Genomic DNA, 23,801 nt, shown 5'->3' on the forward strand with positions numbered 1-23,801 from the left:
TCAAGTCATCATGGCCCTTATGCCCAGGGCTACACACGTACTACAATGGACAGTACAGAGGGTCGCCAAGCCGCAAGGTGGAGCTAATCCCAAAAAGCTGTTCGTAGTCCGGATCGAGGTCTGCAACTCGACCTCGTGAAGTCGGAATCGCTAGTAATCGCCGATCAGCATTTGCGGCGGTGAATACGTTCCCGGGCCTTGCACACACCGCCCGTCACACCATGGAAGTCTGTTGCACCAGAAGTAGGTAGTCTAACCGCAAGGGGGGCGCTTACCACGGTGTGGCCGATGACTGGGGTGAAGTCGTAACAAGGTAGCCGTAGGGGAACCTGCGGCTGGATCACCTCCTTTCAAGAATGCTTCCAAGCGCAATTGGGAGCGCCCACACAAGTCACTTGCAAAAATAGAATCGAGAGCTGCGCGGATGAAGCGCACAGTTCTGCCCGAGTCAGGTCTGTTTCAGCCTGGGGGTCTGTAGCTCAGCTGGTCAGAGCACACGCTTGATAAGCGTGGGGTCGCTGGTTCAAATCCAGCCAGACCCACCACTATGCAGCCCTTGTCGTTTCTCGGTGATGTCGTTCGGGTATCCGGGGCCATAGCTCAGCTGGGAGAGCACCTGCTTTGCAAGCAGGGGGTCGTCGGTTCGATCCCGACTGGCTCCACCAGGACGCTTCGGGAAGTCCCTGTTGATTCAGGCAAGCATTCGAGTGAATGTTTCCCCGAGTCCACACTGTGGATTCTTGTTCTTTAACAATACGGTTTAGTAGTTGAACACTGTTGTCATTAGTCGATTAATGCAAGTTAATCGTACTCAATGCCATAGGTGCTTAACGGCGAAGATTGTCGAGAGTGAGATCCGAATCTCCGACATTCGAAAGAATGTTTGAGGTTATATGATCAAGTGAACAAGCGCATCTGGTGGATGCCTTGGCGACAACAGGCGATGAAGGACGTAGTAGTCTGCGATAAGCCGCGGCGAGCTGACAAACGAGCTTTGACCCGCGGATTTCCGAATGGGGCAACCCAGGGCTTCGGCCCTATCTGTCACTGAATCCATAGGTGGCGGAAGCTAACGCAGGGAACTGAAACATCTAAGTACCTGCAGGAAAAGAAATCAACCGAGATTCCGCAAGTAGTGGCGAGCGAACGCGGAGCAGCCCTTAAGTTTTGTATGTTCTAGCAGAGCGGTCTGGAAAGGCCGGCCATAGTGGGTGATAGCCCCGTATGCGAAAGGACATATGAGATGAAATCGAGTAAGGCGAGGCACGTGAAACCTTGTCTGAACATGGGGGGACCATCCTCCAAGGCTAAATACTCGTTGTCGACCGATAGTGAACCAGTACCGTGAGGGAAAGGCGAAAAGAACCCCGGAGAGGGGAGTGAAATAGAACCTGAAACCGGATGCGTACAAGTAGTCGGAGCCCGCAAGGGTGACGGCGTACCTTTTGTATAATGGGTCAGCGACTTACTTCTCAGTAGCAAGGCTAACCGTATAGGGGAGCCGTAGGGAAACCGAGTCTTAATAGGGCGATTAGTTGCTGGGAGTAGACCCGAAACCCGTCGATCTATCCATGGCCAGGGTGAAGTTGTGGTAACACACAATGGAGGCCCGAACTCACGTCTGTTGAAAAAGACGGAGATGAGCTGTGGATAGGAGTGAAAGGCTAATCAAGGCGGGTGATAGCTGGTTCTCCTCGAAAGCTATTTAGGTAGCGCCTCGTGTATCACTGTAGGGGGTAGAGCACTGTTACGGTCTGGGGGGAGCACAAGTTCCTACCCAACTGTTGCAAACTCCGAATACCTACAAGTGCAATCACGGGAGACACACGGTGGGAGCTAAATTTCATCGTGAAAAGGGAAACAGCCCTGACCGCCAGCTAAGGTCCCCAAATTACCGCTAAGTGGTGAACGATGTGGGAAGGCTAAGACAGCCAGGATGTTGGCTTAGAAGCAGCCATCATTTAAAGAAAGCGTAATAGCTCACTGGTCGAGTCGGCCCGCGCGGAAGATGTAACGGGGCTCAAGCGGTGTACCGAAGCTGCGGATGCATAGCAATATGCGTGGTAGAGGAGCGTTCTGTAAGCCTGCGAAGGTGAACCGTAAGGTTTGCTGGAGGTATCAGAAGTGCGAATGCTGACATGAGTAACGACAATACGGGTGAAAAACCCGTTCGCCGTAAGCCCAAGGGTTCCAGCGCAACGGTAATCGGCGCTGGGTGAGTCGGATCCTAAGGCGAGGCTGAGAAGCGTAGTCGATGGAAAGCTGGTTAATATTCCAGCACTTGTTGATGCTGCGATGGGGTGACGGAGAAGGTTAGGGTGGCTGTCTGTTGGATGGCAGTTTAAGCCCGTAGGAAGATCTCTTAGGCAAATCCGGGAGGTCAATTCTGAAAGGTGATGACGAGCCGCTTTTGCGGCGAAGTACCTGATACCCGGCTTCCAAGAAAAACCTCTAAGCTTCAGGCATCAAGAATCCGTACCCGAAACCGACACAGGTGGGCGAGGAGAGTATCCTAAGGCGTTTGAGACAACTCGGATGAAGGAACTCGGCAAATTAGTGCCGTAACTTCGGGAGAAGGCACGCCTACGCAAGTAGGCCGCAGTGAAGAGGGGGTTGCGACTGTTTATCAAAAACACAGGACTCTGCAAACACGAAAGTGGACGTATAGGGTCTGACACCTGCCCGGTGCTGGAAGGTTAAGTGATGGGGTCAGCCGCAAGGCAAAGCTCTTGATCGAAGCCCCAGTAAACGGCGGCCGTAACTATAACGGTCCTAAGGTAGCGAAATTCCTTGTCGGGTAAGTTCCGACCTGCACGAATGGTGTAACGATAGCCCCACTGTCTCCATCCGAGGCTCAGTGAAATTAAAATCGCTGTGACGATGCAGTGTTCCCGCGGCAAGACGGAAAGACCCCGTGAACCTTTACTATAACTTTACACTGGATTTTGAGTTTGCTTGTGTAGGATAGGTGGGAGCCTTTGAAACCTGGGCGCTAGCTCAGGTGGAGGCGTCCTTGAAATACCACCCTGGTAAACTCGAAGTTCTAACCTCGTCCCGTTATCCGGGACAGGGACATTGTATGGTGGGTAGTTTGACTGGGGCGGTCTCCTCCCAAAGAGTAACGGAGGAGTGCGAAGGTTAGCTCAGCGCGGTCGGAAATCGCGCTTTTGAGTGCATAGGCATAAGCTAGCTTAACTGCGAGACAAACAAGTCGAGCAGGTACGAAAGTAGGTCTAAGTGATCCGGTGGTTCTGTATGGAAGGGCCATCGCTCAACGGATAAAAGGTACTCCGGGGATAACAGGCTGATACTGCCCAAGAGTCCATATCGACGGCAGTGTTTGGCACCTCGATGTCGGCTCATCTCATCCTGGGGCTGTAGTCGGTCCCAAGGGTCCGGCTGTTCGCCGGTTAAAGAGGTACGCGAGCTGGGTTCAGAACGTCGTGAGACAGTTCGGTCCCTATCTGCCGTGGGCGTTCGAGATTTGAAAGGAGTTCACCTTAGTACGAGAGGACCGGGTGGAACGTATCTCTGGTGTTCCAGTTGTCACGCCAGTGGCATCGCTGGGTAGCTATATACGGACGGGATAACCGCTGAAAGCATCTAAGCGGGAAGCCCACCTTGAGATGAGATCTCGCGGGACTTGAGTCCCCTGAAGGGCCCTTGTAGACGACAAGGTTGATAGGCGCGATGTGGAAGTGCAGTAATGCATGCAGCTAACGCGTACTAATTGCCCGTGCGGCTTGATCATATAACGCTCAAGCATTTTTGACCGTTAAGTATCTGAGGCATTGAGTTGCTTCAGTGTTCAACTACCAAAACCGAATTCGAGAGATTGGCCAAAAGCCAGTTTCTCAGCCAGTTTCCCTGGCGGCCATAGCGAGTTGGAACCACCCGTTCCCATCCCGAACACGGAAGTGAAACGACTCAGCGCCGATGATAGTGTGGCAGCTGCCATGTGAGAGTAGGACACTGCCAGGGTCTTAAACACAAACAACCCCGATGCGTATGCATCGGGGTTTTTTGTTGTGCTCGCCAGATTGCCGCTCCCGCTTCGCCGAGCCGACCCGCGGCGCTGCGCGAGAGCTGTCTGCCGATGCCTCTAGGTTCCCCGCGGCTTCGCTCGCCGGCTCGCTAGCGCTGTGCGGGGATCTTCCGGCCAAGGGTGTCGCGGATACCGTCCGCGCAGATCCTTGCGAACGTCGGCGTAGCCTCGCGTCCAGAAGCCCGCCAGATCCTGGGTCACCGCGATTGGCCGCTGCGCAGGCGACAGCAGATGCAGCACGACCTTCATGCGCCCGCCATCGACGGTCGGCGTGTCGAAGCTGCCGAACATTTCCTGCAGCTTCACTTCAAGCGCCGGCGCTTCGCCAGCGCGGTAGTCCAGGCGAATTCGCGAGCCGCTCGGAACCTCGATGTGGGTAGGCGCCAGACGCTGCAGATCCTGCTGCTGGCGGTAGTCGAGCTGCGCGCGCAGCAGTTCCTCCACGTCGAGACGACCGAGATGCTCGCGCCGGCTGATCCCGGCCAGATGCGGTCGCAGCCACTCCTCCAGACGGGCCGTAAGCCCGACGTCGCTGACATCCGGCCAATCTTCATCGGGACGCCAGAGACGCAGCGATGCGATGCGAGCCTGTGTTTGGCGTGCGGCGTCGGTCCAGGGCAGCGCGTGCAAGCCGATTGCTCGAATGCCGATCAGCATCGCGTCTGCCACCAGCTCGCTGACATCCTTCAACGGCAACGGCTTGCGCTCGAGCACGATCGCGCCGAGCTTGCGCTGCGACTCGGCGACCACTGACTCGCTTTGCGGATTCCAGGCAATGATCTGTTGCCATTGCAAGCTTTCCTGCTGATCGCGCAGCAAGTCGTTAGCATCGATTGCAATCGCCGAACGGATGCGCCGCGGCGGACCGGGATCCCACTGGGCGATGGCGAGCCAGTCGGCATGAGCCAGCGGATCAATTTCGCGGATGCGGGCTTCTCCGCCGTCTGCGCACAGGAAGGCGACTTCCTGGACGCCGCGGGCGCCGGCTCGGCGCTGGGCGATACGCTCCGGGTAGGCCCAGGCGATGCAACGCGCGACATCGCGATCGCGTACCTCGCCGGAGTCACCGTCGATCGCGGCGATGCGCTGAAACTGCCGTACCGACTCGGCGACCCGACGCCGGGCAAGCGGGTCGCCGTGGCCGCGGGCGTAGTCGCGGACGATCTGGGCCAGATCACTGCCGCCGGTGCTGTCGCGAGCTTCAAGGCTTGCCGCGGTCCAGGCCGCGACGCCGCCAAGGCCGTTCTTCCTGGCCATGACGAGCATGTGTGCGAGGCGCGGACTTGCCGGCAGCCGCATCAGCTCCCGGCCATGCGCGCTGATGCGACCTGAGCCATCGATCGCAGCCAGATCGTGCAGGCGCGCGCGCGCATACTGCCAGTTCGTGTCGCTCGGATGATCGAGAAAGCGCAGAGTCTGGGTGCGGTCGACACCCCAGGCCGCCAGTTCCAGCGCGAATCGCGTCAAATCAACGGCGAGGATTTCCGGCGTGTCATGCGCCATCAGGCTCGCATGCTGCTCACGGCTCCACAGGCGATAGCACACGCCGGGCCCCAGGCGCCCGGCGCGTCCGGCGCGCTGATCGGCCGAGGCCCATGAAATGCGTTCGGTATCGAGGCGGTTGGCCCCGGCGGCGAGATCGAAACGGGCGACGCGAACCAGTCCGCCGTCGACAACGGTGTGCACGCCTTCGACCGTCAAACTGGTCTGCGCGATGTTGGTGGCCAGAATCACCTTGCGTCGCGCCGCGGCGTCCGGCTGCAAGGCCAGGTCCTGCTCCTGCGACGATAGGTCGCCATACAAGGGACGTACGGCGACGTCCGCCCCGAGCCGCGCCGCCAGCACGCCCTGCGCTTGCCGGATTTCCCGCGCCCCGGGCAGGAAGGCCAGGACGTCGCCGGCATTTTCGTCGAGCGCCCGCAGCACGCCGCGGGCCACCTGCTCGCCGTGGTCGCGGGCTTGCCGGTCGATCGCCGTCGCCGCGTAACGGACCTCGATCGGATAAAGCCGCCCGCCGCTTTCGATCACCGGCGCGTCGTCGAGCAGACTGGCGACGCGTCCGGTATCGAGCGTCGCCGACATCACGAGCACGCGCAGATCCGGATTGAGATTGGCGCGCGCGTCCAGCATCAGCGCCAGCGCCAGATCGGCATCAAGGCTGCGTTCGTGGAACTCGTCGAAGATCACCAGGCCGACGCCGGGCAGCTCCGGATCCGCCTGCAGACGCCGCGCCAGCAGGCCTTCGGTGACAACCTCGATTCGCGTGCGCGCACCGACGCGGCGCTCGAAGCGAATCTGGTAGCCGACCGTTTCGCCGACCGTCTCGCCGAGCAGCGTGGCCATGCGCGCGGCGGCGGCGCGCGCGGCGACGCGCCGCGGTTCGAGCATGACGATGCGCTTGCCGCGCAGCCACGGCTCGTCCAGCAGCGCCAATGGCACGACCGTCGTCTTGCCGGAGCCCGGCGGCGCCGCGAGGACGGCGCCGTTGCCCGCGGACAGCGCCGCGCGCAAGGCCGGAAGACTGTCGAGAACCGGAAGCGGAGGCAGAGGGACGGACATGAGACGATGCGCGAAAGGCGCACAGTCTAAGCGCCTCGCACACCAGCGTCAGGGCACGATCACGACCGGCACTGCCGTGGTGACGATCTGCGGCTGATCGACGGTGACCAGGTCCATGATTACGGTGGCCTGTCCGACCTGAATCCCGAGCAAGCGCAGCAGCGGATCGATGATCGCGTCGAGCAGGCCGCCGACACCGGTCAGCACGGGGCCGAGTGCCGTCTTCACCAGATCGACCAGGGTGTTGACCAGGGCGGCGAGGATGCCGCTCAGCAGATCGAGCAGGCCGGGCGTGGCCTGCGACGTATCCTTCTCGACGACCAGATTCAGCGAACTGACGAGGCCGCCGAGCGCCGAGCCGAGCAGCTGGCCCGAGCTCACCGTCTGCGGGTTGTCGGCGACCGCCGCGCTCGGCGGCACGCCGTCGGCGCGATACGTGGGCGTGCTGTGCGCCGGAAGATTGTTCAGGCGCGTGAACTGGGTGACGGGCGAGGGCAAGGGCGAAATCGCCTCGCTGCCGACCGGCACGGAGACCGGGCCTGGCGTGACATTGACGTTCAGCGACAAGGTCCCGAGCGGAATGAGGCAGAGAAGCGCGCAGACCGGGCCGATGTGCGCGGCGGTGATCGGGGCCTTGGTCTGGGCGAGCGCCGGTGCGCTGCTGGCGTTGCCGAGGAAGGTGCCGAGCTTCAGCGTCGCGACGCCGGTCTTCGCGCTGAGGTTGGCGACCGGCTTACCGTTGTTGGTGCCGACGCGCGGACAGCCGATGCGGTCGAGATAGGCGGTTGCCGGCGCGACGTCGAGATCGATGCCGACCCGGACCGGGTCGACGACGATGTCGGCGTTGTAGAGGATGCCGCCAAGGCCGATCGTCTTGAGCAGCACGTTCAGGCCGGCGACGATGTCCGAGACGGTGTTCAGCTGCAGCCGCGTCTTCAGGCGGATTTGCGCGGTGCTGACGCTGGTCAGTCCGGCGCGGCCGAGCGGGCTCAGCTGCGGCGGTTCCAGCACTTGCAGGAACACGTTCAGGTTGACGCCGAGCAGGCTCAGATTGAGCCCGGGAATCGCGATCGGCGTGGCGCTGCCGCTCGGGTCGGCATTGGCCGCCAGCGCGAGCGCCATGAGCAGATCGCCGAGGTTGACGAACGGGATGCCGGAGGCCACGGCGCCGACCGGCTGCAGGATCGCTCCGAGCGGAATCGGCGTGTTGTTCGTGGTGTGGCCGGCGAGGTTCTGCAGCGAATCGCGCACTTCGGCGCTGACCGTCGTGCCCAGGGCGCCGAGCAGATTGTTCAGCACATTGCTCAGGATTGGCGCGTGGGCATTGAGCGCCGTCAGATCCGACAGATCCTTCACGTCCACGCCGAGCGCGAGTGCGAGCTGCTCGACGGTGAGATTGACGCCCGCAATGCCCCGGTAGCCGACCGCGCCGATCGACACCGAGCCGCCGAGCAGTGCCGACAGCAGGCCGTTGACGACGCCGTCGTTGAGACTCAGCAGCGTGGTGCCGATGCGCAGGCTGCCGAGCGCCGTCTGCTCGGCGGTCGCCGACGCCACCATGTTGCCGGTCGACGGCGTGAACAGCGGGATGAGCTGGCTCGGGAAAGGTTGCGTCAGCGTCACCCGCACCCCGTGCGCGTCGCGCATGGCGCTTGCGTCGGCGATATCGACGGGAACGAGGTAGCGCGAGACGCCGGAGCCCAGGCCCTGGCTGCGATCGGTCGTGATCCGGCCGACTTCGGCGTTCGACGCCGGCACGCCGCTGCTGCCGGCATTGCGCAGCAGGCTGGCCTGGACCGCGCTGTCGATCTCGTTTTGCGTCGGCAGCGTATCGCGGTTGCAGCCGCTGGCGACGCGGGCGGCGTCGAGCGCGGCCAGATTGGCCATGCGCTGCAGCTCACGATGGCCGAAGTAGAGGCGACCGACCTCGATGGCGAGCAGCGCGGCGATCAACAGGGTGACGATACTGACCGCGACGAACACGGCGGCCGCGCCGCGCTGATGCCGGCGATACGTCCGATGCTGCTTCATGGGTTTTCCTTTTCCCTCCGAGCCTGCAGCATGCTCATGTCTCTGGATCGCGGGTTGCCGGGCCGTCCAACGGCCGGCGCCGACCGACGAAGCGCATCTCGATTAGTCGTTTTCCGACACAGCCCTCAGTCCTTCGAGGACCAGCTGCGGGCGCATTTCCCAGCCCGCGGCCAGATGCGCCCGGAGCGTGCCGGCATCGCCGCCGGTCAGCAAGCAGGCCGCGTCCGCTCCCGCCAGCGCACGCGCGCGGTCGATCGCGCCGAGGCAGGCGAGCATCGCGCCCTGGCGCACGCAGCTCTCGGTGTCGTCACCGAGGCCGCCGCGGTACGGCGCCCCGGCCGCGCGGGTCGCGAAGCGGGTTGCGCCGAGCACCGCGCGCTGCTGGGTTTCGAGGCCGGCGGCGATCAGGCCGCCGCGGTGAGCGCCGTCAGCGGCGATGACATCGGCGGTCAGTGCCGTGCCGGCGTCAACCACGCAGGCGGCGCCGCGGCGTGCGTGCCAGGCCGCGACCATCGCCAGCCAGCGATCGACGCCGAGCCGTTGCGGTTCGCGATAGGCATTGCGCAGGCCGCGCCACTCCGTGGCGCTGCGGGCAAGCTGCGGGTTCACGCAGAAGCGCAGGCGCACCGCCTCGCACAGTGCCGCCTCGTGCGCGTCGCCGGTGACGTGCGCCATCCATACGGCGTCGACCGTCGCCGCCGGCAGCGCGGCGACCGCGCGCGCCGGTTCGCCGTCATGCAGCGCTGCGCCGGTTTCCGTCATCTGCCGGTCGCGGACCAGCGCCCACTTCAGGCGCGTGTTGCCGACGTCGATCAGCAGCCGGGTCGCGCTCATGCGAGGCGCAGGCTGATTTCGCCGGCGTGCACGGCGATGCGGCCGGCGGCGGTATCGACCAGCAGCGCGCCGTCGCCGTCGACGCCACGCGCGACGCCGTCGGTGATCTGCTCGCCGCTGTGAATGCGCACGGCCGCGTCGCGGCTCGCATCGAGATCGGCCCAGTCGGCCGCGACGGCCGCGAAACCGGTCGACGGATAGGTCAGCAGCCGTTGCTGCAGACGCCGCAGCAGCACGGCGGCGAGGGCATTGCGGCCGGGGGCGCTGCGCCCGAGTCGGGCCATCGCCGTGTCGAGATCGATCCAGGGTTGCGTCACGGCGTCGGCCTGCGCGGCATCCATGTGCAGATTCACGCCGATGCCGATGACGACGCGGCAGCCGCCGCCGGCTTCGCCGCGATGCTCGATGAGAATGCCGCCGAGCTTGCGGCCGTCGACCAGCAGGTCGTTCGGCCACTTGAGCCGGACGCTGGACACGCCCAGTTCGCGCAGCGCCAGCGCGCATTCGGCGCCGACGGCCAGCGACAGTGCGGTGAGCGCGCGCGGCCAGCTCGGCCACGACCAGGCGATCGAGACGTACAGATTGGCGCCGAACGGCGAGATCCATTGCCGGCCGCGCCGACCGCGGCCGGCGGTCTGCAGCTCGGCGAACAGCGCCTGCGGGTCCTGCGCCGGATCGGCCTCGAGCAGACGCGAACTGGTCGAGTCGACGACCGCTTGTACGGCGACGCGAAGGCCGGGCGCGGCGGCCTGCAGCTGCGCGGCGTCGAGCCGTTCGAGCGGTGCGGCGAGGCGGTAGCCGAGGCCCTGTCGCGATTCGAGCGCGAGCTGCCAGTCGCGCAGCTTGTCGATGCGCTTGGCCAGCGCCGCGCGGGTGATGCCGGAGCGCGCCGCCAGATCCTCGCCGGAATGCCAGGCGCCGTCGGCGAGCGCGTCGACCAGCGCCAGCAGTTCGGTCTCGTTCAGCGCGACAGCCATCGTCCGAGGACCCTCGCTTTCTCGAAACGGTGCTCGCGGCCCTGCAGCAGGCGGCCGATGTTCTCGCGGTGCTTCCAGGCGATCAGCGCCGCCATCGCCAGCGTGAAGTACCCGGCCGGCGAGGCGAGCCCGGACGGTTGCGCGCAGGCCACCCAGACGACGGCGGTGGCCGCGGCGCAGAGCGTGGCGAGGCTGACATAGCCGCTCAACATGACCAGCAGCGCGAAGACGCCGAGCATCCAGCCGAGCGCCGCCGTCAGCAGCGCGCCGAACACGCCGGCCAGCGTCGCCACGCCCTTGCCGCCGTGAAAGCCGTAGAACACCGGATAGCAATGGCCGAGCGCGACGGCGACGCCGCAGACGTAGGCCTGTTCGCGCAGCGCCAGCAGCGGCGTGCCGAGGGCCGGCAGGTGCGGGATCAGCAGCACGGCGGCGACGCCCTTCAGCACGTCGATCGCCAGCACCCCGAGCGCGAAGCTGGCGCCCTGCGTGCGCAGCGCGTTGGTGGCGCCGACGTTGCCGCTGCCGAGCTTGCGCAGGTCGATGCCGCCGCGCAGCAGGCCGATCAGCTGGCCGCCCATCAGCGTGCCGAGCAGGTAGGCGAGGCTCGCCTTGACGATCAGGTCGAGCATGTCAGGCGCCCAGCCAGGCCTTGCGGCGCGCGGCGATGGCATCGCTGGCGTCGGTCAGCGTCAGCGTCCAAGTATCGTGCGGCGGTGCCGTCGGCGCGAGTTCGAGCGTCAGCAGCTCGTCGTTGCGGAACACCTGCAGCGGATAGGGGCGATCCGGGGCGAGCGCGGCGACGCGTGCGGCCCAGTTCGCCGGCGTCACGCGCAGGCCGTCGAGCGCGACGATCTGATCGTTCGCCGACACGCCGGCGCGCTCGGCCGGGCTGCCGCTGAAAACGTGCTGCACGCGCGTGTCGCCGCTGCGCAGCTTGAGACCGGCCCAGCTGCGCGGCGCCTCGCCCGAGACCCAGCCGCCGGCATCGGTCTCCGAAACGGCGGCGCGCCGTGCTGCGCGCACGCCGAAGTCGGCCAGCAGTTCGGCGAGCGGCAGCTCGTCGGTCGAGCGCAGCGCCAGATCGAAGAAGGCGCGCAGGTCGAGGCCGGACAGCTCCTGCGCGAGCGCTTCGAGCCCGCCCTCCGGCACGCCGCTGCCGCTCGCGCCCCAGCGCCGCCAGGCTTCGCGCAGCACGTCGTCGAGCGAGATCGAAGCGTCGCGACGCAGGCGCAGGTCCAGGCACAGCGCCACGAGCGCGCCCTTGACGTAGTAGCTGACCGCCGCGTTCGGCGTGTTGTCGTCCGGCTGGTAGTACTTGATCCAGGCTTCGAAGCTGGCATCGGCGAGCGTCTGCCGCAGGCGCCCGGGCGTGCGTTCGAGGCGCGTCGCCTGCTCGGCGACGACGTCGAGGTAGCTCGCCGCGTCGATCAGGCCGGCACGCAGCAGGAACAGATCGTCGTAGTACGAGGTGACGCCCTCGTAGTGCCAGAGGTCGCGCGTGTAGGCCTCGCTGCCGAGATCGGAAGCCAGGAAGTTCGCGGCGGTGATGCGCTTGACGTTCCAGAGGTGGAAGTACTCGTGGCTGCACAGGCCGAGGAAGGTGCGGTAGTCCTTGCCGAGCTTGGCGTCGCCGGCGCGCGGGAAGTCGCCGCGCGCGCAGATCAGCGCCGTCGAGTCGCGGTGTTCGAGGCCGCCGTAGCCGCTGGCGACGACGTTGGTCAGGAACAGGTACTGCGGCAGCTGCGGCTGCTGGCCGAACAGCTCGCGCTCGACGTGGCAGATGCGCGCGAGATCGGCGGCGACGCGCGGCAGGTCGGCTTCGACGCGGCCGGACAGCACGAGCGCGTGCGGGATGCCGTCGACGTCGAAGTCGACGCGCTGGAAATCGGCCATCTCGACCGGATGGTCGATCAGCGCCTCGTAGTCCTCGGCGCGGTAGCGGCCGAAGCCGCGGGCGTCGAGTCGGACCGCGGGCAGCGTCGTCGCCACGCGCCAGGCCGCGGCCAGCGCATCGTCCGGGGCCTGCAGCTCAAGCTCGAACGGGCCGTGCGCGAAGCCTTGCGGGCAGTAGAACAGCGAGCTGCCGTTGAAGAAGCCGCGTCGCGTGTCGAGCCAGGCCTTGCGTACCGATTCGTCGAAGGCGTGCACGGTGTAGACGAGCGTCAGTGCGCCGGCGACCGGCGCGCAGCGCAGCGAACGCTTGTCGAGACGCTCGACGGCCACGGCCTGGCCCTGGCTCTCGGCGTGCAAGGCGACGACGTGCTTGGCGAAATCGCGGACCAGATAGCTGCCGCGCAGCCAGCTCGGCAGATGGAAGCGCTGGCCGGCCGGATCGGGCGCGGCGATGGTGCAGCGGACTTCGTACAGATGGGCACGAAGATCGGCGGCGCGGACGGAATAGACGACGGGGCTGCTCACGCTCGGAAGGGTCCGGCTCGGGTTCTGGCCGCGTATTATGCCGCCGGTTCCGTCCGCCCCTCGCGCCCTGCGTCCCGTTCCGATGCGTGCCACGACCGCCGCAGCTCTCGGCGCCACCTTGCTGCTGACGATGCTCGCCGCCTGCCAGCCGGCATCGCCGCCGGCCGCGCCCGCGGCCTTCGATCCGCTGGCCGCGGCGCGCGCCGCGGCGGGGCGCTTCGACAACCGCGAGGCGCCGGTCGTCGCCGCCTGCTACACGCGCACCGACGGCGCCGCCAATCCCTGCTGGGTCTGTCATACCGCGGCCAACGGCCACAACCGCGCCGACGACGCGCATCTGCAGGTCCGCTACGCGTTCAGCGCCGCCGCGCACACCAACCACTGGACCAACCTGTTCGTCGACCGCCGCGCCGCGATCGCGCAGATCGGTGACGACGCGATCCTGGCCTGGGTGCGCGCCGACAATTACACGCCGCTGCGCGAGCAGCTGGCGACGCGGCGCGACTACCTCGGCTGGCGCCCGGATCTGGATCTGCGCGCTGGCTTCGACGAGCAGGGCTTCGCGCGCGACGGTTCGCGCTGGCGCGCGTTCCGCTACATGCCGTTCCCCGGCACATTCTGGGCGAGCAACGGTTCCGCCGACGACGTCTTCATCCGCCTGCCGGCGGCGTTCTACAGCGACGCCGACGGCCGCTATTCGGTCGAGCGCTACCGCGTCAACCTGGCGATCCTCGAGGCGGCGCTGGCCGTCCCGGACACGCTGCCCGACGCGCAGCTCGTGCGCCGCGTCGAGCCGCTGTCCGAGGACGTTGCCGGCTTCGATCTCGACGGCGACGGCCGCGTCGGCGGCACGGTCGACACGATCCGCGGCCTGCCGGCGCGCTACGCGACGGTCGCGCCGATCGCCGTGCGCCGCTGGCTGTATCCTCAGGGCACCGAATTCCTGCACAGCGTGCGCTACCTCGATCCGGACGCGCCCGACTTCATCGCGGCGCGCCTCAAGGAGCTGCGCTACAGCGTCAAGCGCGGCGACTACACGCCGGACGCGCTCGCCAAGGTTTACGCCGAAGAACGCCAGGCCAAGGCGGTCGGCGCCTTGCCGCACTTCGCCGGCCGTGCCGAGACCGGCCTGCTCAACGAGCACGGCTGGCAGCTGCAGGCCTTCATCGAGGATGCCGCCGGGCGCCTGCGCCTGCAGACCGACGAGGAGCATTACTTCTGCATGGGTTGCCACAGCAACCTCGGCGTCACCGTCGACCAGAGCTTTTCGTTCCCGCGCAAGCGCCCGGGCGCCGACGGCTGGGGCTACCAGACGCTGGCCGGGCTGCGCCCGGTCGCGCAGGCCGGCCAGCGTGAGCCGGAAATCCTCGCCTACTTCCGCCGTGCCCGCGGCGGCGACGAGTTCCGCGCCAACGCGGAACTCCTCGCGCGCTGGTTCCCGGACGGCCGGCTCGACGAAGCGGCGGTGCGCGGCGCCGATCTGCGCGCGCTGACGCTGCCCTCGCGCGAGCGCGCGCTGGCGCTCGACAAGGCCTATCGCGTGCTGGTCGGCGAACAGCGTTTCGCCGCCGGTCGCGACGCGCCGCTGCAGCCGCCGGCCCAGGTGCACCGCCGCCTCGACAACGACGAGACCGGTCTGGCCGCCCGCGATCTCGTCTACCGCGACGGCCGGCTGTGGCTCGACTGGGGAGACGCGCGCTGAGTGCCGCCGGGCCGTACAGGCGAGCCCGTCGCTTTCGGTATGCTTGCCGGCGATGAGTCAGCGTCCTTCCCTGCGTGCTCTGGCCTGGCGGCGTCCGGTCCGCTGGCTGCTTGCGCCGATCTTCCAGTCCGGCCGCTCGGTGGCACTGCGCCGGCGCCTGCTGTTGCGCGTCGCGGCGCTGACGCGGCTGCCGGTGGTGCGCTGCACGAAGATCGCCGCCGACACCCTGCGCGGCGTGCCGGTCGAGTGGGTCAGCTCGACGCGCCAGACGCCGCGGCGGGTGCTGCTGTACTTCCACGGCGGCGCTTACATCGTCGGCGCGGCGCGCATCTATCGCGCGGTCAACGCGCGGCTCGCCGAGTGGGCGCAGGCGCGCGTCGCCGCGGTCGACTACCGGCTGGCGCCGGAACATCCGTTCCCGGCGGCGAGCCAGGACGCGCTCGACGCCTATCGCGGCCTGCTTGAGCGCGGCATCGATCCGGCAACGATCGTGCTCGGCGGCGATTCGGCCGGCGGCGGTCTGGCGCTGGCCTGCGCCCTGCAGATCCGCGACGCCGGCCTGCCGGCGCCGGCCGGCGTCGTGCTGTTCTCGCCGTGGACCGATCTCGGTCTGCGCGGCGAGTCGATCCGCAGCCGCGCCGCCAGCGAGCTGGTACTCGACGCGGACACGCTGCGCGAAGCCGCCGCCGCCTATCTCGGCGCGCAGCCGGCCGACACGCCGCTGGCCTCGCCGCTGTACGCCGATCTGCACGGCCTGCCGCCGCTGCTGATCCAGGTCACCGACACCGAAATCCTCTACGACGACGCGCTGCGCTTCGCCGAGCGGGCGAAAGCCGCCGGCGGCACGGTCGAGCTGCGCGTCTGGCACAGCCTCTGGCACGTCTGGCAGGCGTTCGCCGGCAAGCTGCCCGAGGCCGACGCGGCGCTGCGCGAAGCGGCCGCGTTCATCGTCCGCCACGCGCGCACGGCGTGAGGCGCGCATGAGCCTGACGCGCTGGCGCGACACGGGCGCCGCTTTCGATTTCGACGGGCACCGGGTCTTCATTCATCCGCACGGCGAGGGCGACGAGGCCTTGCTGCTGCTGCACGGCTTTCCGACCGCGTCCTGGGACTACGAAGGCCTGTGGCCGGGGCTCTGCAAGCGCTTCGGGCACGTCATCGCCTTCGATCTGCTCGGTCTCGGCTTCTCCGACAAGCCGTATCCGCACCGCTACGGCGTCGCCGAGCAGGCCGATCTCGCCGAGCGCCTGCTCGCCGCGCGCGGCGTGCGGCGCGTGCATCTGCTCGCGCACAACTACGGCGTCTGCATCGCTCAGGAGCTGCTGGCCCGCGCGGCCGAGCGTCGCGCCGCCGGCACCGCGGCCACCGCCGCGCAACCGCTCAGCGCCGTCTTCCTCAACGGCGGACTGTTTCCGGAGGCGAGCCGGCCGCGGCGCGCACAGCGGCTGCTGCGCAGTCCGCTCGGTCCGCTGCTCGCGCGGCTGATCGGCCCGCGCTTCTTCGCACGCGCGTTCCTGCCGCTGTTCGGCGCGCAGACCCGGCCCGGGCTGATCGAGCTGCACGACTACTGGACGCTGATCGCCCTGAGCCAGGGCCAGCGTGTGCTGCGCGACCTGCTCGGCTACGTCGACGAGCGCCGCCAGCAGCGCCGGCGCTGGTCTGGCGCGCTGCTCGACGCCGGGGTGCCGATGCGCTTCATCTGCGGCGCCCAGGATCCGGTGGCCGGGCCGGCGATGGCGGCGCGCTATCGCGAGCTGGTGCCGTCGCCGGACGTCGTCATGATCGACGCCGCCGGCCACTATCCGCATGTCGAGGCGCCTGATCGCTGCCTGCGCGCGTTCGTCGCCTTCCACGACGCGATCGGCGGTTCGTCCTGAAGCCGTCTGGTTGCTGCTGACGCCGGCAGCTATGCTGCACCGTCGGGGGCGCGAGGCATGGGCGAGCAAGAGCATTCGGCGGGACGCAGGGCGGCAGCGCCCACCCAGATCGGCAAGTACGAGCTGCTCGGCGAGATCGGCCGCGGCGCCTGTGGCGTCGTCTTCAAGGGCTTCGATCCGTTCTTGCAGCGCGAGGTCGCGCTGAAGGTCGCGCTGCACGGCGCCGATCCGGAGCGCGCGCGCGGGCGCGGCTTCTTCGCCGAGGCCCGCGCCGCCGGCCTGCTGCAGCACCCGCACATCGTCGCGCTGTACGACGCCGGCGTCGAAGCCGAGCTGAGCTACCTCGTCATGGAGTACGTCGACGGCCACACGCTGCAGCCGCTGTGCCGGCCCGCCGGTCCGCGCGCGCCGCTGGCCCAGATCCTCGACATCGCGTTCAAGAGCGCCAAGGCGCTCGACTACGCGCATGGCCGCGGCGTCCTGCACCGCGACATCAAGCCGAGCAACATCATGCTGACGCGCGACGGCGTGCCGAAGCTGATGGACTTCTCGATCGCCGAGATCACCGGCCGCAGCGCAGTGCCCGGCGAAGCCCGCGGCGTGCTCGGCTCGCCGCTGTACATGTCGCCGGAGCAGATCCGCCGCGAGCGGCTCGGGCCGGCCAGCGATCTGTATTCGCTGGGCGCAGTCCTGTTCCAGTTGCTGGCCGGCGTGCCGCCGTTCCAGGAGCCCGACATTCCGCGCCTGTTCCGGGCGATCCGCCACACGCCGGCGCCGCGGCTATGCGAGCTCAAGCCGGAGCTGCCGGTGGCGGTCTCGGAGATCATCGAGCGCCTGCTGCTGAAGGATCCGGCGCAGCGTTTCCAGTCGGGCCGCGAGCTGGCCTCGACGCTGAGCCGCCTGTTCGACCGGCTGCGCGTCGCGGACCGCCAGGTCAGTCGCCGCGAATCGCACGATTCGCTGCGCCGCCTGCGCTTCTTCAGCGCCTTCAGCGACGAGGAGATCGACGAGATCCTCGGCGCCAGCCAGATGGTCACCTACAGTCCCGGCGAGGCGCTGATCCGCGAAGGCGAGATCGATACCGCGTTCTTCATCATGGCGCTCGGCCGCGCCGAGATCCGCAAGCGCGGCAAGCTGCTGCACCTGCTCGACAAGGGCGACTGCGTCGGCGAGATCGGCTTTCTGTCGACGCACAAGCGCACCGCGACGGTGATCGCGACGACCCGCGTGCTGGCGCTGAAGGTCAATGCGTCGCGTCTCGAGCAGACCACGCGCGACTGCCAGCTGCGCTTCTACAAGGTTTTCGCCGAGACCCTGATCTACCGGCTTTCGATCGCCAGCGCGCGCCTGTCCGCGCAACCCTGAGCGGCAGTCGCCGGTCCGGCCCTTGCGCCGGGCTGCGGTGGCGCGCGATGCTTGGATGTCGATGATGTCGAGGCGACGATTGCGGTAGCCGCGCAGTTCAGTTTCGGCTCAGCGATGCCGTCTACAGTCCGCGCCCATCGGCATCCGCCGTATTCGAGAGGGGGCTTACATGAACAACCGTTTTCTGCGTTCCGCGTCCGCCGCGCTGCTGCTGGCGCTGACGCTGGCCGCTTGCAGCAAGCCGCAGGAGGCGCCGCCGGTCACCGATCCGGCCCAGCAGCCGGCGCCGACCGAAACCACGCCGGCGCCCGCGCCGAGCGAACCGGCGCCGGCCGAGCCGGTGCAGCCGGCCCCGGCCCCGGCGCCGAAGCCGAAACCGAAGCCGAGGCCCGCGCCGGTCGCCGAACCCGCGCCGGCGCCCGCGCCGCAACCGCAGGTCTGCTATGACTGCGGCACGATCAGCAACATCGCCGAAGTCCGCCAGAAGGGCGAAGGCTCCGGTGCCGGCGCGGTCGCCGGCGGCGTCGCCGGCGGCGTGATCGGTCACCAGTTCGGCAAGGGCAAGGGTAAGGATGCGGCAACCGTGCTCGGCGCGATCGCCGGCGCGGTCGGCGGTCACATGGCCGAGCAGCAGATCCGCGCCACCACGACGTACGACGTCACGGTGACGATGGATACCGGCAACGCCCGCGTCATCAACGTTCCGGCGCTCAACGGCCTGACGGTCGGCGAAAAAGTGCGCATCGACGGCAACGCCATCCTGCCGCGCTGAGTCGGCAGCGGGATTTGCCTCGCCCGCGGCGGCCGCAAGGCCCCGCGGGCTTTTTCTTTCCGCTACCCTAGCGCCCCTTTTTTTCGGCAAGCGCGGTGGATCATGGCTGAAACGCTCAAGGTACTGGTGATCGGCAGTGGCGGGCGCGAGCACGCGCTGGCCTGGAAGCTCGCGCAGTCGCCGCGCGTCGCCGAGGTGATCGTCGCGCCGGGCAATGCCGGTACCGCACGCGAAGCCAAGTGCCGCAACGCGGCGGTGTCGGTCGAGGACGTCGCCGGCCTGCTGGCGCTGGCGCAGCGCGAAGGGATCGGCTTCACCGTGGTCGGCCCCGAAGCGCCGCTGGCGCTCGGCGTGGTCGACGCCTTCCAGGCCGCCGGCCTGCGCATCTTCGGGCCGACCCGCGCCGCCGCGCAGCTCGAGGCTTCGAAGGCCTTCACCAAGGATTTCCTCGAGCGGCACCGCATTCCGACCGCGCAATACCGCGTGTTCACCGAGATCGAGCCGGCACTGGCCTACGTCGCCGAGCGTGGCGCGCCGATCGTCGTCAAGGCCGACGGCCTGGCGGCCGGCAAGGGCGTCGTCGTCGCAACCACGATCGCGGAGGCGCAGGCGGCGGTACGCGCCATGCTCGGCGGCGCCATGCTCGGCCAGGCTGGCGCGCGCGTCGTCATCGAGGACTTCCTCGACGGCGAGGAGGCGAGCTTCATCGTCGTCGCCAGCGGTCAGCAGTACGTGGTGATGGCGACATCGCAGGACCACAAGCGCATCGGCGACGGCGACACCGGCCCGAACACCGGCGGCATGGGCGCCTACTCGCCGGCGCCGGTGGTGACGGCCGACGTGCATGCGCGCGCCTGCCGCGAGGTCATCGAACCGACGCTGCGCGGCATGGCGGACGAGGGCGCGCCGTTCACCGGCTTTCTCTACGCCGGCCTGATGATCAACGGCCGCGGCGAGCCGCGCGTGCTCGAATTCAATGTGCGCATGGGCGATCCGGAGACGCAGCCGATCCTGTTCCGGCTCGATTCCGATCTGCTCGATCTGCTCGAAGCCGCGGTCGACGGCCGCCTCGACGCCGTGCGGCCGGTCTGGAATCCGCAGCCGGCGCTGGGCGTGGTGATGGCGGCGGCCGGCTACCCGGGCCCGATCCGCAAGGGCGACGTCATTGCCGGCCTCGATGCCGATCTCGGCGCCGCCAAGGTCTTCCACGCCGGCACCACGCTGCGCGACGACGGCGCGGTGCTGACCGCCGGCGGGCGCGTGCTGTGCGTGGTGGCGCGCGCCGCGACGGTGCGCGAGGCGCAGAAGGCCGCCTACGCGGCGGTCGACCGGATCGGCTGGGACGGCGCGCAGTTCCGTCGCGACATCGGCTATCGCGCGATCGCGCGCGAAGGCTGAGGTGCAGCGGCCGCCGCTCCGGCGGCGGCCGCTGACGTGCGCCGCTCAGGGCGGCGAGGTATCGAAATCGCGCGTCGCGCACGGCCGGCCGGCGCAAGTGTCGACGACCGCGCCGTCGGATTTCAGGAATTCCGATTTCTGCAGGCGCGCCGCCACGGTCGAGCGCGGGAAGCTGTGCGGGTCGGCGCCGTAGCCGAGATCGGGGCGCGGCGGACGATTGTCGATCGGCGGCGGGGCGACGCCGTTTTCGGCGGGCGAGCCGTCGGCGTGCACGGTCGGGCCACTGTCCCAGACGACGATCGCCGAGCCGCCGTTGCGCCCGGCGCCGAGACAATCGAGGCCGTAGTACGGCGCGTCGTCCGGATGGCGGCGGCCGAAGCTGAGCGCCGGCGCCGCGACCATTTCCGCCGCCACCGCCGCGTTGGCGCCGGCCTGCACCTTGTCGCCGCCTTGCGGGTCGGGCCCGCCGACCACGGCCGGACAGTGAATGCGGGCGCCGAGCGTGCGCGCCTCGACTTCGGCCGTCCACATGCTGACCTGATGATCGCCGAAGGCGACGTGCAGCAGCACGCGCTTGGCGGGCGCGCCCGGCAGCGGATCGTCGGCGCGCAGGTGCTGCGCATAGCCGTTGGCCTCGGCGCGATCCCACAGCATCTGGATCAGCGACAGCACCGTCGCCTGGTCGAGCGAGTTCTGGTAGGCGGCGTAGAGGAATGCGGCGTAGGTGTCGAAATCGACGCTGCGGCGCAGCAGGGTCGAGTAGTTCATGCCGGGCACGCCGAGGACGCCGGCGCGGATGTCCGGCGACAGTGCGACCAGCGCGCCGCCCATGATGCCGCCCTGCGAATTGCCGTCGTAAAACAGCTCGGCGCGATCCAGTACGCAGGTATCGCCGACGCGGAACGCCGCATGCGCACAGAAGCCGTCGGCGCCGAGCATCGCGCGGCCGAGGAACATGAAGTTCAGGAAGCCCTGCTGCGCGCGGTCGGCGAGCGTCGGGAAGTTCGACATGTCGAGCAGGATCGTCGCGACGTTGATGATGTCGGCGGACGACATGCCGATCCAGTCGACCGCGCAGAACGCCATGTCGTGTTCCTGCGCCATGTCGCGGACATTGCCGGCGCCGACCTCGTCGTGGCTGCCCAGCAGACCATGTCCGTAGAGCGCGATGCGGGCCGGTACGGCGCGCGTCGCGCTGGCGGCGCTGTCGGCGTCGCCGAACGCGGCGCGCGGCAGCATGCAGGTGTACGGCACGCGCATCGTCGGCGCGCTGTTGTTTTGCTGCGGCAGGCCGTCGTCGCCGTAGCGCAGGCGCGAGCCAGGTGCGCCGTTCGGCAGGCTCAGGTACGAGGGCACCGTCAGCATGCCGCTGATTTCGCGGGCGATGTCCGGGTCTTCGTCGGCGCTGTGCTCGGTCACGCTGTCGACCGTGAAGCCCGGCGCGGCGCCACCGAGATTCGCCAGCGCCTCGTCGCGCATATGCAGGGCGCGTTCGCTGAGATTGCGCCGGCTGGCGACGGTGAAATCCCAGGCGAGGTAAAGCGAGTCGCGGGCGATGCCGGCTTTGGTGAGCGTCGCGAACAGCGCTTCCATGTGCGGCCGGCGTGCATTGATCGTGGCGTTGTCGCTGCGGTGATTGTCGCGGTAGATGCGGAACGCCGGCGAGGCCTCGATCGTGGCGCCGTCGGCATCCTTGAGCCGGCGCAGGGCGACGATGTAGCGGTGGCCTTCACGGAAATTGACGGCCGGTCGGATCATCAGGGCCGGCCCGGGATCGCCGAGCCCGGTGTCCGGCAGCGGCAGCGCCGCGCAGAGCTCGCCGAGCGTCTGCAGCAGGCCGGCCAGCGGCTCGATGCCGACCAGTTCGGCCAGCGCGGCCAGCGGCTTGCCGCTGTCGCAGGCGGTGAATCGGGTGAGATTGGCGTCGAGCTCGGACCAGACCAGCTGCCGTTCGAGCGTATCGGCGTCGATCACGACGACCGGCTGCTCGGCGCGGCGCGCGTCGGCGAGGTCGGTGATCGGCACGGCGCCCGTTCGGGCCAGGTCCAGTCCGGGCACGCGGACCAGGATCAGCTGCCCGGGCGAAAAGCCGTCGTTGCGGTTCCACTCGGCGGGATCGATCGGCTTGCCGAGCACGTTCTTCGGCATCGACAGCGCGGCCAGCGCGACGCGTCGCCCGGTGTCGGTGCCGTCGTCGGCGACCGTGTAGTAGTCGTTAGGCCACGGATACAGGCAGTAATGAGGATCGATCGGATCACAGCGGTTCGCATTCAGCGCGGCGAGGCCGAGTTCGCTATCGATCGAGTCCTGTTCGGGCGGGATCGCTGGCGCTGGCGATCCGCCGGCGACTTCGGAGCGCCCGCAGCCACTGAATGCGAGCGACAACAGCAACAGCCCGATCGCACCGCAGCGCGATGTCGTTTTCATCATCGTCTTCTCCCCCATCGACCGCCTGTGGCGGTTCTCGTTCATGGCGTCGCCGTCAGGCGGCGCACCCGTGCCGCATGCCCCCGGAGGTGGTCGTGCGCACCGACTTAGTGTGGCCCCAACAGCGCGGCTGCGTCACGGCGGGCGACCGGATGCCGAAAAATTCGTTCAATCGCCTTGACGCAGCGGGACTCGGCGACGAGAATACGCGGCCCTTTCCGGGCACAAGCCGGAACGGAGCGTGGCGGAGGGATACTCAAGCGGCCAACGAGGGCAGACTGTAAATCTGCTGGCTTACGCCTACGGTGGTTCGAATCCACCTCCCTCCACCAATATTCGATTCGCGGGTGAGGCGGGTGTAGCTCAATGGTAGAGCAGAAGCCTTCCAAGCTTCCTATGAGGGTTCGATTCCCTTCACCCGCTCCAGTCGGTAGTTTTTTGCCCACGTAGCTCAGTCGGTAGAGCACACCCTTGGTAAGGGTGAGGTCGATGGTTCGATTCCATTCGTGGGCACCAGATTCGGAAGTCGGCGGTTCGGGGTCCCGAGCTGCCGGGTTCCAGCGAATGTCCCGCTGAGCGGGGGCGCGCGTGGCGAGTATCGCCAGCTCGACTCCTTCTGCGGGAACCGGTGACCGGGTCCTTCGCTGACGCGGAGAATCCAAAACGGTTGCGGCGACGCTCCAGGAGCGTGGCCAGCGGCCTTTTTCGTTTTTGAATGGCGCCCGATCGGCGCCCTGTTCCGGCGATAGAGAAGAACGGAGACTGCGCGATGGCAAAGGGTAAGTTTGAACGCACGAAGCCGCACGTGAACGTGGGCACGATTGGCCACGTTGACCACGGCAAGACGACGACGACGGCGGCGCTGACGAAGGTGTCGGCGGACAAGTACGGGTCGACGTACGTTCCCTACGACCAGGTGGCGAAGGCGTCGGAATCGCAGGGTCGTCGCGACGCGACGAAGATTCTGACGATCGCGACGTCGCACGTGGAGTACGAGACGGAAGGTCGTCACTACGCGCACGTGGACTGCCCGGGACACGCGGACTACGTGAAGAACATGATCACGGGCGCGGCGCAGATGGACGGCGCGATCCTGGTGGTGTCGGCGGTGGACGGCCCGATGCCGCAGACGCGCGAGCACGTTCTGCTGGCGAAGCAGGTGAACGTTCCGAAGATCGTGGTGTGGCTGAACAAGTGCGACCTGGTCGAGGACGCGGAACTGCTGGACCTGGTCGAGATGGAAGTTCGCGACCTGCTGGCGAAGTACGGCTTTGACGGCGACAACACGCCGGTGATCCGTGGCTCGGCGATCAAGGCGATCCAGGGCGATCCGGAATGGGTCGCGAAGCTGGAAGAGCTGTACAACGCGCTGGACACGTGGATTCCGGAACCG

At 67.5% G+C, this 23,801-nt stretch carries 14 protein-coding genes, 5 tRNA genes and 3 rRNA genes; 15 read left to right on the top strand and 7 right to left on the bottom strand.

Annotated elements, in window-relative coordinates:
• The 5 genes from H149_RS0118090 to rrf all read left to right on the top strand — a co-directional run.
• Positions 1-351 (top strand): 16S ribosomal RNA (locus tag H149_RS0118090); the annotation flags it as partial.
• Between the two features lie 117 nt (positions 352-468).
• Positions 469-545 (top strand) — tRNA-Ile (locus H149_RS0118095).
• A gap of 44 nt (positions 546-589) precedes the next feature.
• Positions 590-665 (top strand) — tRNA-Ala (locus H149_RS0118100).
• 230 nt (positions 666-895) lie between these two features.
• A 23S ribosomal RNA gene (locus H149_RS0118105) occupies positions 896-3,751 on the top strand.
• A 115-nt stretch (positions 3,752-3,866) separates the two neighbouring features.
• Positions 3,867-3,981: ribosomal RNA gene (rrf, locus tag H149_RS0118110) — 5S ribosomal RNA — on the top strand.
• A 121-nt stretch (positions 3,982-4,102) separates the two neighbouring features.
• Here rrf and hrpB read toward each other — a convergent pair.
• The 6 genes from hrpB to H149_RS0118140 all read right to left on the bottom strand — a co-directional run bounded on the left by hrpB (position 4,103) and on the right by H149_RS0118140 (position 12,867).
• The gene (gene hrpB, locus H149_RS0118115) at positions 4,103-6,604 is read right to left on the bottom strand and encodes an ATP-dependent helicase HrpB (protein WP_026353303.1); all 2,502 of its coding nucleotides are present in this window, start codon (positions 6,602-6,604) and stop codon (positions 4,103-4,105) included.
• 48 nt (positions 6,605-6,652) lie between these two features.
• Complete coding sequence (locus tag H149_RS0118120) at positions 6,653-8,635, bottom strand: pilus assembly protein TadG-related protein (RefSeq protein WP_020651190.1); 1,983 nt, start codon at positions 8,633-8,635, stop codon at positions 6,653-6,655.
• Between the two features lie 102 nt (positions 8,636-8,737).
• Positions 8,738-9,469: a type III pantothenate kinase gene (locus H149_RS0118125; protein WP_020651191.1), complete on the bottom strand. Its 732-nt coding sequence runs from the start codon at positions 9,467-9,469 to the stop codon at positions 8,738-8,740.
• Positions 9,466-10,446, bottom strand: coding sequence for a biotin--[acetyl-CoA-carboxylase] ligase (locus H149_RS0118130; protein WP_020651192.1), 981 nt, complete (start codon positions 10,444-10,446; stop codon positions 9,466-9,468). The genes H149_RS0118125 and H149_RS0118130 overlap by 4 nt, the downstream gene beginning before the upstream one ends.
• A complete protein-coding gene (gene plsY, locus H149_RS0118135; protein WP_020651193.1) occupies positions 10,431-11,078 on the bottom strand; it encodes a glycerol-3-phosphate 1-O-acyltransferase PlsY in 648 nt (215 codons plus the stop codon). Before plsY ends, H149_RS0118130 begins: the two co-directional genes overlap by 16 nt.
• A 1-nt stretch (position 11,079) precedes the next feature.
• Positions 11,080-12,867, bottom strand: a complete 1,788-nt coding sequence (locus H149_RS0118140; protein ID WP_020651194.1) for a M61 family metallopeptidase — start codon at positions 12,865-12,867, stop codon at positions 11,080-11,082.
• 82 nt (positions 12,868-12,949) lie between these two features.
• Here H149_RS0118140 and H149_RS0118145 point away from each other — a divergent pair, with 82 nt between their 5' ends.
• The 6 genes from H149_RS0118145 to purD all read left to right on the top strand — a co-directional run bounded on the left by H149_RS0118145 (position 12,950) and on the right by purD (position 19,981).
• Positions 12,950-14,569, top strand: coding sequence for an Aq_1262 family (lipo)protein (locus H149_RS0118145; protein WP_020651195.1), 1,620 nt, complete (start codon positions 12,950-12,952; stop codon positions 14,567-14,569).
• A 52-nt stretch (positions 14,570-14,621) separates the two neighbouring features.
• Entirely contained in the window at positions 14,622-15,542 is a 921-nt protein-coding gene (locus H149_RS0118150; RefSeq protein ID WP_020651196.1) for an alpha/beta hydrolase, read from the top strand.
• 7 nt (positions 15,543-15,549) lie between these two features.
• Complete coding sequence (locus H149_RS0118155) at positions 15,550-16,446, top strand: alpha/beta fold hydrolase (protein WP_020651197.1); 897 nt, start codon at positions 15,550-15,552, stop codon at positions 16,444-16,446.
• Between the two features lie 57 nt (positions 16,447-16,503).
• On the top strand, positions 16,504-17,811 hold the full coding sequence (locus H149_RS0118160; RefSeq protein ID WP_020651198.1) for a serine/threonine-protein kinase: 1,308 nt from the start codon (positions 16,504-16,506) through the stop codon (positions 17,809-17,811).
• A 169-nt stretch (positions 17,812-17,980) separates the two neighbouring features.
• Positions 17,981-18,583 carry a glycine zipper 2TM domain-containing protein gene (locus tag H149_RS22455; protein ID WP_020651199.1) on the top strand — a complete coding sequence of 201 codons (603 nt, stop codon included), beginning with the start codon at positions 17,981-17,983 and terminating at the stop codon, positions 18,581-18,583.
• A gap of 102 nt (positions 18,584-18,685) precedes the next feature.
• Positions 18,686-19,981 carry a phosphoribosylamine--glycine ligase gene (gene purD, locus H149_RS0118170; protein ID WP_020651200.1) on the top strand — a complete coding sequence of 432 codons (1,296 nt, stop codon included), beginning with the start codon at positions 18,686-18,688 and terminating at the stop codon, positions 19,979-19,981.
• Positions 19,982-20,026: 45 nt separating this feature from the next.
• Here purD and H149_RS21670 read toward each other — a convergent pair whose 3' ends face one another.
• Positions 20,027-22,408 carry a hypothetical protein gene (locus H149_RS21670; protein WP_154654920.1) on the bottom strand — a complete coding sequence of 794 codons (2,382 nt, stop codon included), beginning with the start codon at positions 22,406-22,408 and terminating at the stop codon, positions 20,027-20,029.
• Positions 22,409-22,654: 246 nt separating this feature from the next.
• Between H149_RS21670 and H149_RS0118180 the strand changes: the two genes are divergently transcribed.
• The 4 genes from H149_RS0118180 to H149_RS0118195 form a co-directional block, all read left to right on the top strand.
• Positions 22,655-22,740 (top strand) — tRNA-Tyr (locus tag H149_RS0118180).
• 20 nt (positions 22,741-22,760) lie between these two features.
• Positions 22,761-22,834 (top strand) — tRNA-Gly (locus tag H149_RS0118185).
• A gap of 14 nt (positions 22,835-22,848) precedes the next feature.
• A tRNA-Thr gene (locus tag H149_RS0118190) sits at positions 22,849-22,924 on the top strand.
• 253 nt (positions 22,925-23,177) lie between these two features.
• On the top strand, positions 23,178-23,801 hold a 624-nt coding region (locus H149_RS0118195), incomplete at its 3' end, for a GTP-binding protein (protein WP_020651202.1).

The sequence above is a fragment of the Solimonas variicoloris DSM 15731 genome (assembly GCF_000382285.1).
GTDB lineage: Bacteria > Pseudomonadota > Gammaproteobacteria > Nevskiales > Nevskiaceae > Solimonas > Solimonas variicoloris.